Consider the following 17,461-nt stretch of genomic DNA (forward strand, 5'->3'; position numbering starts at 1 on the left):
GTTCGGACGCGGACGTATCGGTCTGTCAGCGGGTGGGAAGCGTGGGGTTGACGGGCTGGGGGCGACGGGAAGGCGGGGGCGCGAGGGTCGCGCGAAGGGCGATCGGTCCCAGCAGGGCGACGGTGAGGGCCATCGCCATCGGCAGCAGCATCGCGGAGCCGAGCGATGTGGCCCCGGCGATCAGGCCGATGACGGCAGGTCCGGCGAGGTTGCCGCCGTAGGCGAGGGTCGAGACCCAGGCCAGGCCGCGGCCGACCGAGCCCTCGTTGGCGGCGAGGCTGCTGAAGACCGCGGGTACCACGGTGGCCAGGCCCGCGCCCGCGACCGCCCAGCCGACGAACGCGAAGCCCAGTCGGCCGGTGGACAGGTGGGGCGCCAGCAGTACCAGCGCGTAGCCGAGTACGGAGATGGCTCCCGCCCACGCGATGCCGCGCACGGGACCGAGGCGACGGCGGAGCCCGTCGCTGGTCAGCCGGGTGACGGTGAGCGCGGCGGCGAAGGCCGTGTACGCCAGCGGGGCGGTGGCCGCGTCGGCCCCCAGCTCCTGACGGGCGTGCAGGGCCGCCCAGTCGTAGCCGGCCCCCTCGCTGAGAAAGGCGGCCATGGCGGTGAGCCCGAGCAGCAGGATCAGGCCGGCGCGCAGCGGCGCGGGCTCGGCCGCCTCGGCCGTCCGCTCGGCCTCGGCAGCTGCCGACGGGCCCCCGGCCGGCTGCTCGGCGGCCGTACGCTCCGGTCGCAGCAGCGCCCGGCCGGGCAGCAGGGACAGCGCCGCGACCACCAGCGCGCCGCAGGCCACCAGGGCCTGACCGCTGCCGTGCAGGTGCAGGCCGAGGGCGATCACGCCACTGCCGGCCACGCCGCCCAGGCTCCACAATCCGTGGAAGGAGGACAGGATCGGCCGACCGAAGCGCTGTTCGACCTCGATGGCCTGCGCGTTCATGGCCACGTCCAGGACGCCGAGACCGGCGCCGAGCAGGAACGCGGTCACCAGCAGCAGCCCGAATCCGGGGGCGAGCGCCGGACCGACGACGGTCAGGGCCGCGAGTGGTCCGCTGATGCGCAGCAGGCGCCGGCTGGTCCAGCGGTCGGACAGGCGCCCGGCCGCGGGCATCGCGACGATCGAGCCGATGCCGACCACCAGCAGCACCAGGCCCAGTTGGTGGGCACTGAGCTGGAGACGTTCGTCGACCCCCGGCAGGGAGGCGCTCCAGAGCGAACGTGCGACCCCGCAGAGCCCGAAGACGCCGAGTGTGGCGATCCTCGCCCGCTTCGCCTCCCGGTGCCGTTGCTCCGGGTGAAGGCCTTCCGTCGTGCGCAGGGAAGGTCCACTGGCCATCTGCTGCACCCCCGCCAGTTAGTAAACGTTACTAACTGACGGTAGGTTCCGCGATGCCGCGCCGTTGTGTCAAGGGACTTCCGTTGGGGTGGGAGTGAACCCGTATGACGCGAGGGACAGGCGGTCTCGTAGAAACCGTGCGCACCGCAGTCAATGTGACGCGACGTCATATCGCCGGAGCAACAAGCCCGTTGAGCTGCCGGCGCCCTCGCCATCCGAAGGAGTCCCGATGACCGGATCCGCCGCCGACGACCACCGCCAGGCCGGCGCCCCCCGGATCGCAGACACCGCCGTGACCTGTGTGTTCTGCGACATCCTCGCCGGCCGGCTCGCGGCGGCGGTCGTCTACGAGGATGCCCGGACCATGGCGTTTCTCGACATCACCGCGGTCACCGATGGCCACACGCTGGTGATCCCCAGACGGCACGCCGCGGACCTGTGGGAGATCGACGAGGACGACGCCATGGCCGTGATGCGCACCGTCCACATGATGGCGGCGCGTATCCGCGAGGTGCTCGATCCGGCCGGGCTCACACTGTTTCAGGCCAATCGGCCGTCCGGTTGGCAGGACGTGTTCCACCTGCACGTTCACCTGGTGCCTCGCGCGGAGGGAGACCGGCTCCACCGGCCATGGGTCGCGCGGCCGGTCGAGTTGTCCCTGCTGGAACCCGTGCGGCGACGGCTGGCCTGCTGACCGCGCCGCCGATCCCGCCGGGCGTCCCCGAGGCCGGCAAGCCACCAATCCCCCCTGAGCGGAGGTTGGTTGACAGTCGGGGGACCGGCGGAGAGACTCTGGTTTCTGTGAGGAAACCTTCCTGACTGGAGGGGTCGCTTCCGGCCGCACCCGACGGGGGAAGGACTGCATGCGCTACTCCGGAATCTCCTGGACCGCCACCGGCTTCGAGGTCTCGGTCCTCGACCAGGACGGTGTCCTGGTCGAGCCGACCGTTCACTTTCCCGCAGGCCAGGTGGCAGAGGTCACCGCGTACCTGCTGGGCCGTCAGCGCGCCTACACGGCGGTGGGCGAGCACCTCGTGAACGTCATCGAGAGCACCAACGGGATGCTCGACGGCGGACTGATGAGCGCGGGCCTGCGGATGTACCGGGCCGATCCCTGGGTCCTGCCGGGCCGGCCCGCGTTCGGCTCGGTGCCGGCCGACCAACTGGCCCTGGCCGCGGTCCGCGACCTGGCCGCCCTGGCCCACCTGCACATCGAGACCGGCACCCTGACGGGGCGTTCCGACCAACTCGACGCAGGCATCGCCGAGAGCGCCGACGCCACCGAGGCCCTGAGCCGGGCCGGCCGCTGCCTGAGCCACGGCTCACGCGAGCGACCGGTGGTCGCGCTGACCTTCGACGACGGCCCCAACCCCCCGTACACCGGCCGGATTCTGGATGTTCTGGACCGCTACGGCGTGCCCGCGACCTTCTTCTGCGTCGGCCTGCACGCCCTCGCCCACCACGAGGAACTGGCCCGGATGGCCGACGCCGGCCACCAGGTCGCCAACCACACCTGGTCCCACCCCTTCCTGCCCGACCTCACCCGGGGCGAGCTGCGAGCGCAGCTCGAACGCACCGACGAGGCCATAGGGAAGGCCCTGGGCACCGACGGCCCCCGGATGTTCCGGCCGCCGTACGGCTCCCGCACACCGGAGGTCCTGTCCTGGCTCGCCGAGGGTGACAACCCGGTGGCGCTCTGGGACGTCGAACCGCTGGACTGGGCGCTGCCCGGCGCCCCGACCATCACCCGCCTCGTCCTGGAACGGACCGCGCCGGGTTCCATGATCCTGCTGCACGACGGCGGCGGGGACCGTTCACAGACCGCGGAGGCGCTGCCCGCGATGATCGAGGGCCTGCTCGAACGCGGCTACGGCTTCGTCCGAGCGGAGGAGCTCATGGCCGCCGCGACACCCTGACCGGCCGCCTCACCCCGTCGACCGCGGTGAGATAGCGAGTCGTCGAGAGCACGGCGGCATTCAGGAGCAGGCCGAGCGCGCCGAGTTGGTCCTCATGCCCCGTCCGGTACACCTGTGTGTTCCGGCCGCGCCTGCCGTGGCAGATGTCCCGGGCGAGCTTGTGCCGCGACTCCTGGACGGTTAGCTGCCGGTTCATCTGCCGCCGGCGGGTGTCGACGCCCCGCAGCAGGTGAACGCGCAGACCATGACGAGCAGCCCGACGGGTGACTCGGATACGCCCAGGCCCGCCCTGACCGGCCGCAACTTGGCCGTGACGACGACGAACGTGGTCAGGGCGAGGGCGGCGAGACCGGCACCGCGCCTCACCGGACCAGGCCGGCGAGGAACCGCCGTACGTGCCCCAACCACACCGCGCGGTCCGCCGCGTCCAGGATGTGGCCGGCGCCGGGGATTTCGACGAGTGTGGCCCTGGCAATTCCCGCGGTGATACGGCGCGAGCTGTCGGGCAGCACAAGCCGGGCGCCGGTCGGCACCGCCACCAGCGTGGGCACGCGCACCTGGTCGAGTTCGTCGCGGACGTCCAGACGCGTGATCAGTTCGAAATGGGCCGGCGTCCCGGAGGGCATCCCGGTCAGCACGCCTTCGACAGTCGCCTCTACCTCCTCCGGGGACATCGCGGTGAGCCGGCGCTCCGAGAGACAGGCGAGCGCCGCGAGCCGGGCCACGGCCCGCCACTCGCCGGCCTTACCGAGGGCGGCGATGAGCTGCGCTGCACCGCCGAGCGCAGGGTCGGCGACGGCGAATCCTGCGGTCAGTACGAGGGCCGTGACGCGTTCGGGGTGCCGGGTCGCGGCCCGGATCGCCACGGCGCTGCCCAGCGATTCGCCGATCACGACGAATCGTTCGTGCCCGTACTCAACGGCCGCGGCTGCAAGGGCGTCGGCGAGGGCGTCGAGGTCGAGCGGCGCCTCAGGGAGGAGCGTGCGGCCCACGCCGGGGTAGGACGGGCCGATCACCGTGTGGTCCCGTGCCAGATCGTCGAGAACGAGACCGAAGTTTCCCTCGATGCCGCCGCCCGCGCCGTGTGCGAGGAGCAGCGCGGGTCCGCTGCCTCGTACGTCAGTGTCGAGCCGGTAGCGGTGCGGCTGGCGGAATGCCTGTTCAGATGCCATGCCATGGACGCTAAAGTCTGACACCGGTGTCAGAGTCAAGTCGTCGAGCCGGCTGGGGATGTCACAACCTCGCCCTCACAGGGTGACTTCCGCCCCACACGAGACCACCTTGACGAGAGGCCCGAGGGAGACGGCCCCCCGATCTCGCCGTCGCGGAGGATGTTCAGTCGAGACAGAACTCGTTGCCCTCGATGTCCTGCATCAGGATGCACGACTCGTTGTCGTCATCGGCAAGCAGCGTTCGCACGTGTACCGCACCGAGCTCGACCAGTCGTGCGCATTCGGCCTCCAGCGTAGCGAGGCGCTCTTCACCCACGAGTCCGGTGCCGGCCCGCACGTCGAGATGCACCCGGTTCTTGACGACCTTCCCTTCGGGAACGCGCTGGAAGAGCACGCGCGGGCCCGCACCCGAGGGATCACTGCACGCGAAGTAGGTGACCTGGTCCTCAGGCGGCAGCGAGCGATGGTAGTCCTCCCAAGTGGCGAACTCCTTCGGGACCGGCGGTACGACGTACCCCAACACCTCGCACCAAAAACTGGCGAGGCGCGCAGGTTCTGCGCAGTCGAAGGTGACTTGGAACTGCTTGATCGATGACATCGGCGCACCATAGCAGGGGACTCTTTTGCTCAACTCCCGTCGGGGATCCGCATGTTGTCGGGAGGGCAGCCCCTGCTGGCCGCCGGCGTGTCGTGCGGTCGCGGGGAGGAACCGATGTCGATGCCTCCAAGGGGCCGCCCGCCGTTCCGGACCAGACCGCGGCCACGGCCCTCGCCGCGTTTCCACCCGTCATCCCAGAGGTAGATTTTGCTGGATACATAGAAGATCGCTGGATCAGAGAAGAAAGACCCAGCTATTGGTAAGCGAGAGCGCACCGTTCGCTACGGCAAGGGATCTCGCTACCGAGTTTCCGGAACCCCCGGGGGCTCGGGACAGGCCGTTCGAAACGCTGGAAGATGCCAAGGCTTGGCTGCGCAGGACGAGCACCGACAGTGAACGCGGTGAGTTCGTCGGTCCTCGGGATGGATCCATCGCGCTGGCCGACTATGTGGCCCGCTTCTGGCAGACGGGAGTCCGGGGCGCACCGGGCGCGATCAGACGCATTGATGAGCGCGTGCGGCCCCATATCCTGCCTCAACTCGGCGGACTGCCCCTGCTGGACATCACTGCCGCACGGCTACGTGGATACATCGCCGATCTCGAAGGCGAGTGCTCGCCGCGTGACGCCTGGCAAATCCTCACGACGCTCTCGAATATTTTCGAGACTGCCCTTCACGATCGGTTCTGGCGCGCAATCCGATGCGCGCCAAGTCGGTGCGCTGGCCCAAGGCGCCTGACGGTGAGCGTGAGGCGTGGGCGCTGCAGACCGCGCAGTGTATGAGGGACGAGATCCGCCCGCGATACCGGATCTCCGTCGTGCTCGCACTGGGTTGCGGGCTGCGGCAGGGCGAGGTTTTCGGTCTGTCACCGGAGGACATCGACTTCACGCGAGGGGTCTTGCGAGTGCGGCGGCAGGTGCAACTCATCGGAGAGCGCCTGCACTTCACCCTGCCGAAGGGAGGGAAGACGCGCATGGTCGATATGCCGCGGTCGGTCGCCTCCGAGCTGGCCGCCTACTTCATGGAGTACCCCGCTGTTGAGGTCGAGCTGCCTTGGGGGACCGGAACCCGAACGCGAGAGGAGGTGATTCCCTCTCATCCTGACCACGACATATGGCAACGCCATTCGCGCGAACATCTTCAACGTCGAATTCTGGAAGCCGGCCCTCGCCGCCGTCGGTGTCATCCCCCTGCGGGAGAAGAGCGAGGCTTGGAAAGCCTCCCGCTGGAACGGTTTCCACGTACTGCGGCGCACCTACGTGTCCATCATCCTCGAAGCGGGCGAGTCCGTGGTCACGCGGGCGCGCCGGCTCGGCCACTCCAGCCCCACGATCGCCCTGGACCACTACGCCCACTTCATGCCCGAGGCCGGCGGTAAGGGGCGTGTCGCCATCGACGCGCTGCTCAATCACTCAGCGGGGGCTGCTTCCGTATAACTCTGCCGCTCCGCACGACGAGACGGGTGGGCGGGGGCTCAGCGCCTGCGATCGTGGGAGTAGGGCGCGCTCCATTCTCCCCAGATTCTCCCCAGCGGGCCGGAAGAGCGTTCGCGGCGCCCTGGGCCGTGGCCTCCGGCCCGCAGGGCGAACCTTCCCTGCCTGACTGCTCAGAGCCAGCCTCGTCGCTTGAAGATGACGTACAAACTGGTACATACGATCGCCATGAGGATGATTGCGAAGGGGTATCCGAGTGCCCAGCGCAACTCCGGCATCCGCACGAAGTTCATCCCGTAGATCGTTCCCACCAACGTCGGCGCGAACAGAATCGCCGCCCACGACGAAATCTTCTTGATTTCCTCGTTCTGTTCGAAGCCGGCCTCGGCCAGGGCCCGCATCTCGGCGTTCTGCTGCTGGTTCACCAGCGTCGCGTTGACGGTGAGGATGTCCTGCAGCGCCTGCCGGAAACCATCCACGCGTTCGGTGATGTGCAGGGCGTGATCGGCCACGTCGCGCAGATAGCGGCGCAGTTCCTCGTCGATACCGTATTTCTCGAATCCCGCCGTCAGGCCCTCCAGCATGCCGTTCAGCGGCCGGGTCGCGCGCTGGAACTCCACCAATTCGCGGGAGAGTTCGTAGATGCGGCGGGAAACCTTCGGGTCGCCGCCGAAGACCTCGGTCTCGATCTCGTCGATATCGTTCTGGACGCCGGCGACGACCGGCGCGTAACCGTCGACGACGGCGTCGAGGATCGCGTACAGGACCGCTTCGGGGCCGTGCTGGAGAAGTTCCGGGGCGCCTTCCATGCGGCGGCGTACGGCCGAGAGGTCGGGGGCGCCACCGTGCCGCACGGTGATGACGAAATCCGGGCCGACGAACAGGTGCAGCTCGCCGAAGTCGACCTCCTCCGGGTCGTCCAGATAGCGCGCGGCGCGCAGCACGACGAACAGGGTGCTGCCGTACCGCTCCAGTTTGGGCCGCTGATGCGCTTCCAGGGCGTCTTCGACGGCGAGCTGATGGAGATCGAATTCCGTTGCAAGGGTGAGGAGTTCGTCGTGCGTAGGGCGGTGCAGCCCGATCCAGGCGAGCGAATCGGGGGTGGCGCGCAGCTGCCGGAAGGTGCCGGCGAGCGTGTCGTGGGTGCTGACGCGGTGGCCGTCGCGATAAAGGGCGGCGCTGATGACGCTGCTGGATTCCGGCGGTGGTCCTGGCGCGTCCGCGGGCTCCTCGATGTTGGCGGGCGGCGGCTCCGGCGGCCGCTTTTTCGCGGGTTTCCGCAGGCCGCGCAGGCCGCGCTGGCGTCGGCCCGGAGTCTCGGAACTCATGAGGAAACGGACCTCCTTCTCGCGGGGGATGAATGGGCACACACCAGCTCGACGCAGGATATCTGCCGAGGCTGTCGGGACCGGTCAGGGCCCATGGTGCAGGATGGGGTGGGGATGTGACGCGGTGTGTGTCACGTCCGGCAAAGTTTGTATGTTTATCCCTAGAATTGTTCGATGCAGACACCGCAGACAGGCAGTGCTCCCCCGAGTGAGGTGATTCGGTGAACGGCCCCGATGCCACCGATGAGCAGTGGGAAGGGCTCGCCGAGGTCGTCCCACTTCGCAGCAGCAGTGAGTGGCCGTCCTGGCCCGACCACCGCGCCCTCCCCGACGAGGGCCCGGCACAGGAAGTGCGACGCTTCGTCGTCATCCGTGTCCAGACCTTCGCCGACGCACGCGAGGTCGCCGAGTACCTGATGGCACAGATCCCGGTACTGCTGGACCTCAGCAGCGCCGACACCGATGTCGCCAAGCGCATCCTGGACTTCTCCAGCGGAGTCGTCTTCGGACTGGGCAGCGGCATGCACCGCGTCGACACCAACGTCTTCCTGCTCGCACCCCTAGGCACCGAAGTCGCGGAACCGGCAGCGGGCGGCGTCCCCCGATCGTAGGAAGCCCCTGGGGCGGAACGGTTCTGTGGGCCGGACGGTTGGGGCCGCTGCATAGCGTCCCCGGTATGCAAATCGACAGTGCACGTCCCGCGGTCGCCGAGTTACGGCTGTCCGCCTTCAAGAACCACCGTGGCGTCATCCTGCCGATGGGGCCGCTGACCCTGCTGGCGGGACCGAGCGGCAGCGGCAAGTCCAGCGCCCTCCAAGCGTACGAAATCCTCGCCAGGCTCGGCGGCGGAGAGCGGCTGGGGCAGGCGGTGGAGGCGGTGCCGGGCGGCGCCACGGCGTGTGTACCGGCCGGCGCGCGCCCCGACGGACAGGGCCGCCGCGGATTCCGGATCGGCTGCACCGTCGAAGGCCCCGCCGGCCCGGTCCGCCTCGACCTCGCCATCCAGGCGGAACCCGAACTCCGCATCGTCGGCGAGCGGTTGACCGGCGGCGGCGAAACCCTGCTCACCACCGCGCTGACGGACCCGGACCGCAACGCCGTGCAGGCCGCCTGGTACACGGCCGGCGCCACACCTGTGACGCGCGCGCCGCTGCCCGACGACCGCTTGGGCACCGCGCTGCTGCCGCTGCGCGTCGCGGGCAAGACGGCCGGCCAGCGGCAGGTGCTCGCCGCCGCCGAACAGGTCGTCGTCGCCCTGCGGTCGGTGTTCCGTTGCGATCCGCGGCCGGAGTCGATGCGCGGGGCGGACCCGGTGCCGGAGGCCGTTGCCGTCCCCCGCGGGCGGGTGGGTACGGAAGCCGGGGCGTCTCAGGGAGGACGTGGCCGGACGCGGGCCGACACGGCGAGCTGCCGGGGCGGCGACGCGCACCGGGCCGAGGAGGGCCGGTTGCGGCCGTCCTGCGACAACCTCCCCGCGGTGCTGGAACGGACGAGCAAGGAGTGCACCCGACGGCACGCCGTCCTGGTCGCCGCCGTACGGGCCGCGTGCGCGGGGCCGGTCGACGGACTGCACGCCGTGCCGAGGCAGGCCGACGGGGAACGGGCGCAGAAAGCCGCGGCGGGCACGGCGGACGGTACGGCCGGGCAGGCACGGGGCAGGACGGACACCACAGGCACCACGGGTGCACCGGGCCGCGGGCGGGCCCTCGTACCCGCTCCTCGCGCCTCGTCCGGCCTCCAGGCCGTACTCGACCGCGGCACGTGGGGCATGATGCCCGTCGACCAGCTCGGCGACGGAGAACTGCGCTATCTCGGCCTCGCCCTGGTGCTGCTCACCGGCCCCGGCGTACTGGACATGGACCCGGTCGGGGAGATCCCGTCGGCGTTCCAGCAGATGACCGTCGTCGCGGACGGCATGGACCGGTGCATGGACGACCGGCAGGCGGGCGAACTGGTGTCGCTGGCCGTGCGGATGGCGCGGCGTGGCCATGTCCGGCTGCTCGGCACCGTGCGCGATCCGGCGGTCGCCGAGGGGCTGCCCGATGTCCAGGTGCTTCGCCTGGGGGCATGAGTGAGGATGGGGGCATGAGTGAGGATCTTCATGCCCTGCAACGGCGACTGGCCGAGTTCGCGGCCGCCCGGGACTGGCAGCAGTACCACAACCCCAAGAACCTGGCGGCGGCGCTCAGCGTGGAGGCGGCGGAACTCGTCGAGATCTTCCAGTGGTTGACGCCGGATGAATCGGCGAAGGTGATGGCCGAGCCGACCTCCGCCGGTCGGGTCGAGGACGAGGTCGCCGACGTGCTGGCGTATCTGCTGCAGTTCTGCGAGGTCCTGGGTATCGACGCCCTCGCGGCGCTCGCCGCCAAGATCGAACGCAACGAGTCGCGCTTCCCGGCAGTCCGCTCCGCCCGCCCGGACCGGCCGCGGGGGAGTGAGGGAGAGGGCGGGGGAGAGGGAGAGTAGACGGGGAGGGGGATGGGGGACGGGGGAATGGAGGGGCGGCTGAGGGGCGGGGCGGATTTTCGATGTTCTCCCGCCTCTTCGTCCTCGGCCTCGACCCTGCCCGCGGCCCGCTCTCCTCGGCCTCGGGCTCTCCCTTGGCCTCGTACTTCGTTCGTTTCGACCGCATGCGGCTCCGGCCCTCCGTGCATCGTTGCCGGTCAGCCGCGGGTCGAGAGTCGTCTGCCGGGAACGGCATGGAGGGCCGTGAGGGCTGGGACGCCGGTGACCGGTGTCATCGGCGGACGACTGACGGGATGCGAGTGGGCTGTGTGACGCAAGTGAGGCAAGCGGCGACCGCACGGCATATGTCACTCTCCGGAGTCACGGATCTTTCCACATCGCCTTGGTTGTCCACAGATTTGCGAATTCCCCTGGTGTTTTTGGCTGTTCACCCTCACTCTGGGTAGTGGAAAGAGTGTGGGGTGATGCTGAGTGACGACGAAGGGAGGGACGCGCATGGACGCGGTGCGGATCATCGCGGCCAGTCGGCGCGGTCTGGCAGAGGCGAGCACGGTGCATGAAGTGATCGTCGAGGCTTGGCAGGCGCAGGCCCTGGCCGAGGCGGTCGGAAGTCATCTCGCGATATTCGGGCCGTACGAAGTGCGGTCCAGGGCACGCGGGTTGGGCGATGCGGGCGGGCGGTTCAGCGGGGGACTGCTGCGCCCGGCACCGAGAACGGGCGGGCTGCGGGCGGCTCAGCTGACCGAAGTGCGTGACGTTCGGGGTGCCTTGACCGGCCTGCGGGGACTGCTGCGAGAGGTGTGCGAGGCGCTGGTGAACGTGGTGTGTTCGGCGGACGAGGAGGGGATGTACTGGACCTGCGTGGAAGCGATGGACACGGCGGACGAGTCGAGCGACCGCATCACCGGGATACTGGAAAAGCTTGAGGTGCGGGACCGGAACCTCGCCTGAACCGGATCGGACAGCTCGGCGGGACGCAGGCCCAGCGCCACCTGCCGTCTGCCGTCCGTTTCCCCGCTGCCCGCAGTGCCGCGGGCCGGGTGGGGCGGGCGTTACGTGCACCAGCGTCGAGGCGTCCCCTGCCACGGTTACCGCCCTCGCCTCCGCATTCGAATGCGACACCGTCGTCGCTCTCACCTTCGACATCGAAACCGTCAACATGGCGCCCCTTCGTGGATTCGGCCCCCGCAGCGTTTGGCGCGCTGTTGACGCCGCAGCGCCCCTTCGCCGCCATCGTCGGCGCGGCTCTTCGTCGGTCTTTCGGTGCCGACAGTGCCTCGCTCGCTGTCATGGTTTGTCACGTTGGTCCGGGGCTCGGTAGTGACGTCGGCTGGGGTGGAGTTCCTGATCGACGGCGTCTGAGGGCAGCTGCCCGCATGTCGCCCTCTGTGACGGAGGGCTCGGCTCGGGGGCTGGCCATCGTGATGCGTTCGACCGAGGTGATGTCTATTACCGGAGTAAGGCGCCGTCCCGTTCTTCGGAATCGCGAATCGAATTGCGAAAAGGCGTGTGTCTTCTTGCTCCCTCAACCGGGATGTGGGGAGGGGGTTGGAGTTGGGGTGGGCGGGGCGGGGGGGAGAGAGAGGCCCAGCCGGATTTCCAACCCGTCGAAGCGCCAGCGCTCGGAGGTTCGGTATATGCGTACAGGGCGAGACTCCCCGGAATTCCGTTCCGGGAAATTCCCGCATCCAGGCTGACGTGTCGACCAACACCGCCCTCCCACAAGTCGGCCTGCGCTGACGGCGGTCGGACGAACTCCCGCTCACTGTCGGGCAGTTCAGCGCAGCACATTTCTCGTCACGAGCCACCCCGCAAGCCCATCCCGCCGCACCCTGCCCCGTGGGTGCCCCGTCCGGCCCGCCCGTGGCGACACGCCGTAGCGGTGTTGTGGGCGTGGAGCGGGCAGGATGGAGGGCATGGATCTACGCATCTTCACGGAGCCTCAGCAGGGGGCTTCCTACGACACGCTTCTTACCGTCGCCAAGGCAACCGAGGACCTCGGCTTCGACGCCTTCTTCCGGTCCGACCACTATCTGCCGATGGGCAACGCCGATGGCCTGCCCGGTCCGACGGACGCCTGGATCACGCTGGCGGGCCTGGCCCGCGAGACCCGGCGCATCCGCCTCGGCACCCTCATGACGGCCGGTACGTTCCGGCTGCCCGGTGTGCTGGCCATCCAGGTGGCCCAGGTCGACCAGATGTCCGGCGGCCGCGTCGAGCTGGGCCTCGGGGCGGGCTGGTTCGAGGAGGAGCACAAGGCGTACGGCATTCCGTTCCCGAAGGAGAAGTTCGCCCGGCTGGAAGAGCAGCTGGCGATCGTCACCGGCATGTGGGCCACCGAGGTCGGCCAGGAGTTCTCCTATCGCGGCACCCACTACCAGCTGGAGAAGTCGCCCGCGCTGCCCAAGCCCGCCCAGGGCAAGCTGCCGGTGCTGATCGGCGGCCACGGCGCGACGCGTACGCCGAGGCTGGCCGCGCTCTACGCCGACGAGTTCAACATCCCCTTCGCCTCGCTGGAGGACAGTGAGCGGCAGTTCGGGCGGGTGCGGGCGGCCGCCGAGACCGCCGGGCGCAAGGGAGACGACCTGGTGTACTCCAGTGCCCTCGTCGCCTGCGTCGGCAAGAACGACGCGGAAGTGGCGCGCCGGGCCGCGGTCATCGGGCGGGAGGTGGACGAGCTGAAGGCCAACGGTCTCGCCGGCTCGCCCGCCGAGGTCGTCGACAAGATCGGCCGCTACGCCGCGATCGGCGCCTCGCGGGTCTACCTCCAGGTGCTCGACCTCGACGACCTGGACCACCTGGAGCTGATCTCCGCACAGGTGCAGTCGCAGCTGAGCTGACGCTTCGGCCCGTCGTCCGGCCTGCCGCCCGGCCCTCGCGTCGGGTGGCGTCGCCGGAAGGCCGTGTAAGGGGGAGCGCGGAAGAGAAATCCGCTGGGCGAGTCGTGCGATTGCGGTAATGATCAGACGGGTGTTCCTGACGATAAGTACCACCGGCAGCGCCGACCGTCCCGCGACCGACCTCGGGTATCTCCTGCACAAACATCCCGGCAAGGCGCAGCAGTTCTCGACGTCGTACGGCACCGCGCACGTCTTCTACCCCGAGGCGGATGCCCAACGCTGCACCGCCGCGCTCCTGTTGGAGGTCGACGCGGTCGCGATGGTGCGCCGGGGCAAGAGCCGTGGCGGCGTTCCGGATTCGGCGCTCGGGCAGTACGTCAACGACCGGCCGTACGCGGCGTCCTCGCTGCTGGCCGTGGCGCTGCGGAGCGTCTTCGGCACCGCCATGAAGGGGGAGTGCGCGGCGCGCCCCGAGCTGACCGGCCGGGCGATGGCGCTGCGCATCGAGGTGCCGGTGCTCCCGGCCCGTGGCGGGGCGGAGCTGGTGCGCGCCCTGTTCGGGCCGCTGGGGTGGTCGGTGGTGGCCGAACCGCTGCCGCTGGACGAGACGTTCCCGGAGTGGGGCGCATCGCGTTATGTCCGGCTGGTGCTCGAAGGCGAGCTGACCCTCGCCGGGGCGCTGCGGCATCTGTATGTGCTGCTGCCGGTGCTGGACGACGCCAAGCACTACTGGGTGTCGGACGATGAAGTCGACAAGTTGCTGCGGGCCGGGGAGGGCTGGCTGGAGAGCCACCCCGAACAGCGGGTGATCGCCGACCGGTATCTGGCCCGGCGCCGCTCGCTGACCCGTACGGCGCTGGAGCGGCTGGCCGTGGCGGACGACGCGGACGCCGAGGACATCGACAACGCGGTGGACGAAGAGGCCGACACGGACGAGAAGCCGGTGCCGCTCGCCGTCCGGCGGCGGGAGGCGATTCTCGCGGTGCTGCGCGAGGAGCAGGCCGCGCGGGTGCTCGATCTCGGCTGCGGGCAGGGCCAGTTGACCGGTGAGCTGCTCAAGGACGGGCGGTTCACCGAGATCGTCGGGATGGATGTGTCGATGCGGGCGCTGCACGAGGCCCGGCGCAGGCTGCATCCGGACCGGATGTCCGAGCGGCAGTCGGCGCGGGTTCGGCTCGTGCAGGGGTCGCTCGCGTACACCGACGCGCGGCTCAAGGGGTACGACGCGGCGGTGCTGAGCGAGGTCGTCGAGCATGTCGACCCGGAGCGCCTTCCGGCGCTGGAGTACGCGGTGTTCGGCGCCGCCCGGCCTCGTGCGGTCGTGGTGACGACGCCGAACGCGGAGTACAACGTGCGCTGGGAGACGCTGCCTGCCGGTCAGGTGCGCCATGCCGACCACCGCTTCGAGTGGACCAGGGACGAGTTCCGGCGGTGGGCGTCCGAAGCCGCCGAGCGGCACGGTTATGCCGTCGGCTTCCGGCCGGTGGGCCCCGACGACCCCGAGGTGGGGCCGCCGACCCAGCTCGCCTGCTTCACCCGCACGGATGAGGGAGAGGGGCGCACCGGCACGGCCGGGCGGGCCGGTGGCACCGACCGGGGCGACGGCGCGGACCGGGCCGCCCGAAGCGGTCAAGCCGGTCGGGCCCGCCGGAAAATCGATCGGAACGACCACGTACGGACAGAGGAGGGCGCGGCATGAGTGACACGGACCGTACCCGGCAGCGGCCCGACGACGAGGGCGCCGCGGTCGGCTCGCGGCGGGCGCTGCCCGTTCCGGATCTCTCGCTCGTCGTGCTGATCGGCGCGACCGGATCCGGCAAATCGACCTTCGCTGCGCGCAACTTCCGGCCCACCGAAGTCCTCTCGTCCGATGCCTGCCGCGGGCTCGTCAGCGATGACGAGAACGACCAGACGGCCAGCTCCGACGCGTTCGACGTACTGCACTACATCGCCGGCAAGCGGCTCGCCGCCGGCCGTCTCACGGTCGTGGACGCCACCAACGTGCAGTCCGCCGCCCGCGCGCAGCTGGTCAAGCTCGCCCGTGAGCACGATGTGCTGCCGGTCGCCGTCGTGCTGGACATGCCCGAAGCGCTCTGCGCCGAACGCAACGCCGCCCGGTCCGACCGGGCCGGTCTGCCGCGCCGCGTCATCCAGCGGCACCAGCGCGAACTGCGCCGCTCCCTGCGGCACTTGGAGCGCGAGGGTTTCCGCAAGGTGCACGTGCTGCGTGGTCCGGAGGAGGCCGCGGCCGCCCAGGTCGTCACCGAGCGGCGCTTCAACGACCTGCGGCACCTCACCGGCCCCTTCGACATCATCGGTGACATCCACGGCTGCCGTTCCGAGCTGGAGAGCCTGCTCACCAAGCTCGGCTACGCCCTCGCCCGCGACACCTCGGGCCGCGCCGTGGACGCCGTCCACCCCGAGGGCCGTACCGCCGTCTTCGTCGGCGACCTCGTCGACCGTGGCCCCGACAGCCCCGGTGTACTGCGCCTGGTGATGGGCATGACGGCGGCCGGCCACGCGCTGTGCGTGCCCGGGAACCACGAGAACAAGCTCGGCCGTTACCTCAAGGGCCGTACCGTCAGGCCCACGCACGGCCTCGCCGAGACCATCGAGCAGCTCGACAAGGAGGACGACGCCCTCCGTTCCGAGGCCGCGGCGTTCGTCCAGGGCCTGGTCAGCCATTACGTCCTGGACGGCGGCGCTCTCGTGGTCTGCCACGCGGGGCTGCCGGAGAAGTACCACGGCCGGACGTCGGGCCGGGTGCGGTCGTTCGCCCTGTACGGCGACACGACAGGGGAGACCGACGAGTTCGGCCTGCCGGTGCGCTACCCGTGGGCGGAGGAGTACCGCGGCCGCGCGGCCGTCGTCTACGGCCACACCCCCGTGCCGCGCGCCGACTGGCTCAACAACACCCTCTGCCTGGACACCGGTTGCGTCTTCGGCGGCGCGATGACCGCCCTGCGCTGGCCGGAGCGCGAGCTGGTCGACGTACCGGCGGAACGCGTCTGGTACGAGCCGGTGAAGCCGTTGGCCGGCGAGGCGCCGGGCGGCGCGGACGGCCGCCCGCTCGACCTCGGCGACGTGGTCGGCCGGCGCGTCGTGGAGACCCGCCACATGGGCCGGCTCGCGGTCAAGGAGGAGAACGCCGCGGCCGCGCTGGAGGTGATGAGCCGCTTCGCGGTGGACCCGCGGCTGCTGTCCTACCTCCCGCCGACCATGGCGCCCTGCGCCACGTCGAAGGAGGAGGGCTACCTGGAGCACCCGGCCGAGGCGTTCGCCGCCTACCGCGCCGACGGCGTACGCGAAGTGGTGTGCGAGGAGAAGCACATGGGCTCGCGCGCGGTGGCACTCGTCTGCCGGGAAGGAGGAACCGCCCACGAGCGGTTCGGCGTGCCCGAGGGCCTGTCGGGGGCGCTCCACACCCGCACCGGACGGCCGTTCTTCGACGACCCGCGCACCACGGCGGCCCTCATCGGCAGGGTCCGCGACGCGGCGGAGAAGGCCGGGCTCTGGGCGGAACTGGACACCGACTGGCTGCTGCTGGACGCCGAACTGATGCCGTGGTCGCTCAAGGCCACCGGGCTGCTGCGCAAGCAGTACGCGGCGGTGGGCGCGGCCTCTGCGGGGGTGTTCCCGGGTGCGCTCGGTGCCCTGGAAGCGGCGGCCGGCCGGGGGGTCGACGTGGCGGGGCTGCTCGCGCGCCAGCGGGAGCGTGCGGCGGACGCGGCGGCCTTCACCGCGGCCTACCGCAGGTACTGCTGGCGGGTGGACGGTGCGGCGCCGGACGGGGCGCCGCCCGGGACCGCGGGCCTGTCCGGCATCCGGCTGGCCCCGTTCCAGATCCTCGCCGTCCAGGGCCGCAGCCTCGCGGACGTCCCGCACACCGCACAGCTCGCGCTGATCGACCGGCTGGCCGCGGCGGACGGTGGCGCAGCCCCCGATGGCGGCCCCGGACTGCTCACCGCCACCCGCAGGCTCCTCGTCGACACCGAGGACGCGGCGTCCGTCGCTGCCGGTACCGACTGGTGGCTCGGGCTGACCGCCGACGGCGGCGAGGGCATGGTCGTCAAGCCCGTGCAGGCGCGGTTGCGGGGTGCCGACGGCCGCCTCGTGCAGCCGGGCATCAAGTGCCGCGGCCGCGAGTACCTGCGGATCATCTACGGGCCCGAGTACACCCGCCCGGAGAACCTGCGGCGGCTCCGCGCCCGCCACCTGGGCCACAAGCGTTCCCTGGCGCTGCGCGAGTACGCGCTCGGTCTGGAGGCGCTGGACCGGCTGGCGGAGGGCGAGCCCCTGTGGCGGGTGCACGAAGCGGTGTTCGCCGTGCTCGCGCTGGAATCGGAGCCGGTGGATCCGCGGTTGTAGGGTCC

At 70.5% G+C, this 17,461-nt stretch carries 15 protein-coding genes and 1 pseudogene; 10 read left to right on the forward strand and 6 right to left on the reverse strand.

Going from position 1 to position 17,461, the window contains the following annotated elements:
• Positions 1-25: 25 nt before the first annotated feature.
• The gene (locus tag LIU39_RS03710) at positions 26-1,336 is read right to left on the reverse strand and encodes an MFS transporter (RefSeq protein ID WP_227044498.1); all 1,311 of its coding nucleotides are present in this window, start codon (positions 1,334-1,336) and stop codon (positions 26-28) included.
• A gap of 229 nt (positions 1,337-1,565) precedes the next feature.
• Between LIU39_RS03710 and LIU39_RS03715 the strand changes: the two genes are divergently transcribed.
• On the forward strand, positions 1,566-2,030 hold the full coding sequence (locus LIU39_RS03715) for an HIT family protein (protein WP_227044500.1): 465 nt from the start codon (positions 1,566-1,568) through the stop codon (positions 2,028-2,030).
• 169 nt (positions 2,031-2,199) lie between these two features.
• Positions 2,200-3,252 carry a polysaccharide deacetylase family protein gene (locus LIU39_RS03720; protein WP_227044502.1) on the forward strand — a complete coding sequence of 351 codons (1,053 nt, stop codon included), beginning with the start codon at positions 2,200-2,202 and terminating at the stop codon, positions 3,250-3,252.
• Between the two features lie 22 nt (positions 3,253-3,274).
• Here the strand turns inward: LIU39_RS03720 and LIU39_RS03725 are convergent.
• The 4 genes and pseudogenes from LIU39_RS03725 to LIU39_RS03740 form a co-directional block, all read right to left on the reverse strand.
• Positions 3,275-3,487, reverse strand: a pseudogene (locus LIU39_RS03725) (Tn3 family transposase); the annotation flags it as partial.
• Positions 3,445-3,618: a hypothetical protein gene (locus LIU39_RS03730; protein WP_227044803.1), complete on the reverse strand. Its 174-nt coding sequence runs from the start codon at positions 3,616-3,618 to the stop codon at positions 3,445-3,447. The pseudogene LIU39_RS03725 and the gene LIU39_RS03730, both read right to left, overlap by 43 nt.
• Positions 3,615-4,424 (reverse strand): alpha/beta fold hydrolase, encoded by an 810-nt coding sequence (locus LIU39_RS03735; protein ID WP_227044504.1) that lies wholly within the window; start codon positions 4,422-4,424, stop codon positions 3,615-3,617. The genes LIU39_RS03730 and LIU39_RS03735 overlap by 4 nt, the downstream gene beginning before the upstream one ends.
• A gap of 163 nt (positions 4,425-4,587) precedes the next feature.
• Positions 4,588-5,022 (reverse strand): VOC family protein, encoded by a 435-nt coding sequence (locus LIU39_RS03740; protein WP_227044505.1) that lies wholly within the window; start codon positions 5,020-5,022, stop codon positions 4,588-4,590.
• Positions 5,023-6,280: 1,258 nt separating this feature from the next.
• Between LIU39_RS03740 and LIU39_RS03745 the strand changes: the two genes are divergently transcribed.
• The gene (locus LIU39_RS03745; protein WP_227044507.1) at positions 6,281-6,457 is read left to right on the forward strand and encodes a site-specific integrase; all 177 of its coding nucleotides are present in this window, start codon (positions 6,281-6,283) and stop codon (positions 6,455-6,457) included.
• A gap of 170 nt (positions 6,458-6,627) precedes the next feature.
• On the opposite strand, the gene LIU39_RS03750 is transcribed toward LIU39_RS03745, so the two are convergent.
• Complete coding sequence (locus LIU39_RS03750; protein WP_227044509.1) at positions 6,628-7,782, reverse strand: magnesium and cobalt transport protein CorA; 1,155 nt, start codon at positions 7,780-7,782, stop codon at positions 6,628-6,630.
• Between the two features lie 221 nt (positions 7,783-8,003).
• Here LIU39_RS03750 and LIU39_RS03755 point away from each other — a divergent pair, with 221 nt between their 5' ends.
• From LIU39_RS03755 to LIU39_RS03785, 7 genes are all read left to right on the forward strand, one after another.
• Positions 8,004-8,393, forward strand: coding sequence for a cell division protein SepF (locus LIU39_RS03755; protein ID WP_227044511.1), 390 nt, complete (start codon positions 8,004-8,006; stop codon positions 8,391-8,393).
• Positions 8,394-8,458: 65 nt separating this feature from the next.
• Positions 8,459-9,853 (forward strand): AAA family ATPase, encoded by a 1,395-nt coding sequence (locus LIU39_RS03760; protein ID WP_227044512.1) that lies wholly within the window; start codon positions 8,459-8,461, stop codon positions 9,851-9,853.
• A gap of 14 nt (positions 9,854-9,867) precedes the next feature.
• On the forward strand, positions 9,868-10,248 hold the full coding sequence (locus LIU39_RS03765) for a nucleotide pyrophosphohydrolase (RefSeq protein WP_227044514.1): 381 nt from the start codon (positions 9,868-9,870) through the stop codon (positions 10,246-10,248).
• Between the two features lie 495 nt (positions 10,249-10,743).
• On the forward strand, positions 10,744-11,199 hold the full coding sequence (locus LIU39_RS03770; protein ID WP_227044517.1) for a DUF6099 family protein: 456 nt from the start codon (positions 10,744-10,746) through the stop codon (positions 11,197-11,199).
• Positions 11,200-12,164: 965 nt separating this feature from the next.
• Positions 12,165-13,088 carry an LLM class F420-dependent oxidoreductase gene (locus LIU39_RS03775; protein ID WP_227044519.1) on the forward strand — a complete coding sequence of 308 codons (924 nt, stop codon included), beginning with the start codon at positions 12,165-12,167 and terminating at the stop codon, positions 13,086-13,088.
• Positions 13,089-13,218: 130 nt separating this feature from the next.
• Entirely contained in the window at positions 13,219-14,787 is a 1,569-nt protein-coding gene (locus tag LIU39_RS03780; protein WP_227044781.1) for a 3' terminal RNA ribose 2'-O-methyltransferase Hen1, read from the forward strand.
• Positions 14,784-17,456: a polynucleotide kinase-phosphatase gene (locus LIU39_RS03785; RefSeq protein ID WP_227044521.1), complete on the forward strand. Its 2,673-nt coding sequence runs from the start codon at positions 14,784-14,786 to the stop codon at positions 17,454-17,456. The genes LIU39_RS03780 and LIU39_RS03785 overlap by 4 nt, the downstream gene beginning before the upstream one ends.
• Positions 17,457-17,461 lie beyond the last annotated feature (5 nt).

Source organism: Streptomyces pinistramenti (assembly GCF_020564935.1).
GTDB classification, from domain to species: Bacteria; Actinomycetota; Actinomycetes; order Streptomycetales; family Streptomycetaceae; genus Streptomyces; species Streptomyces pinistramenti.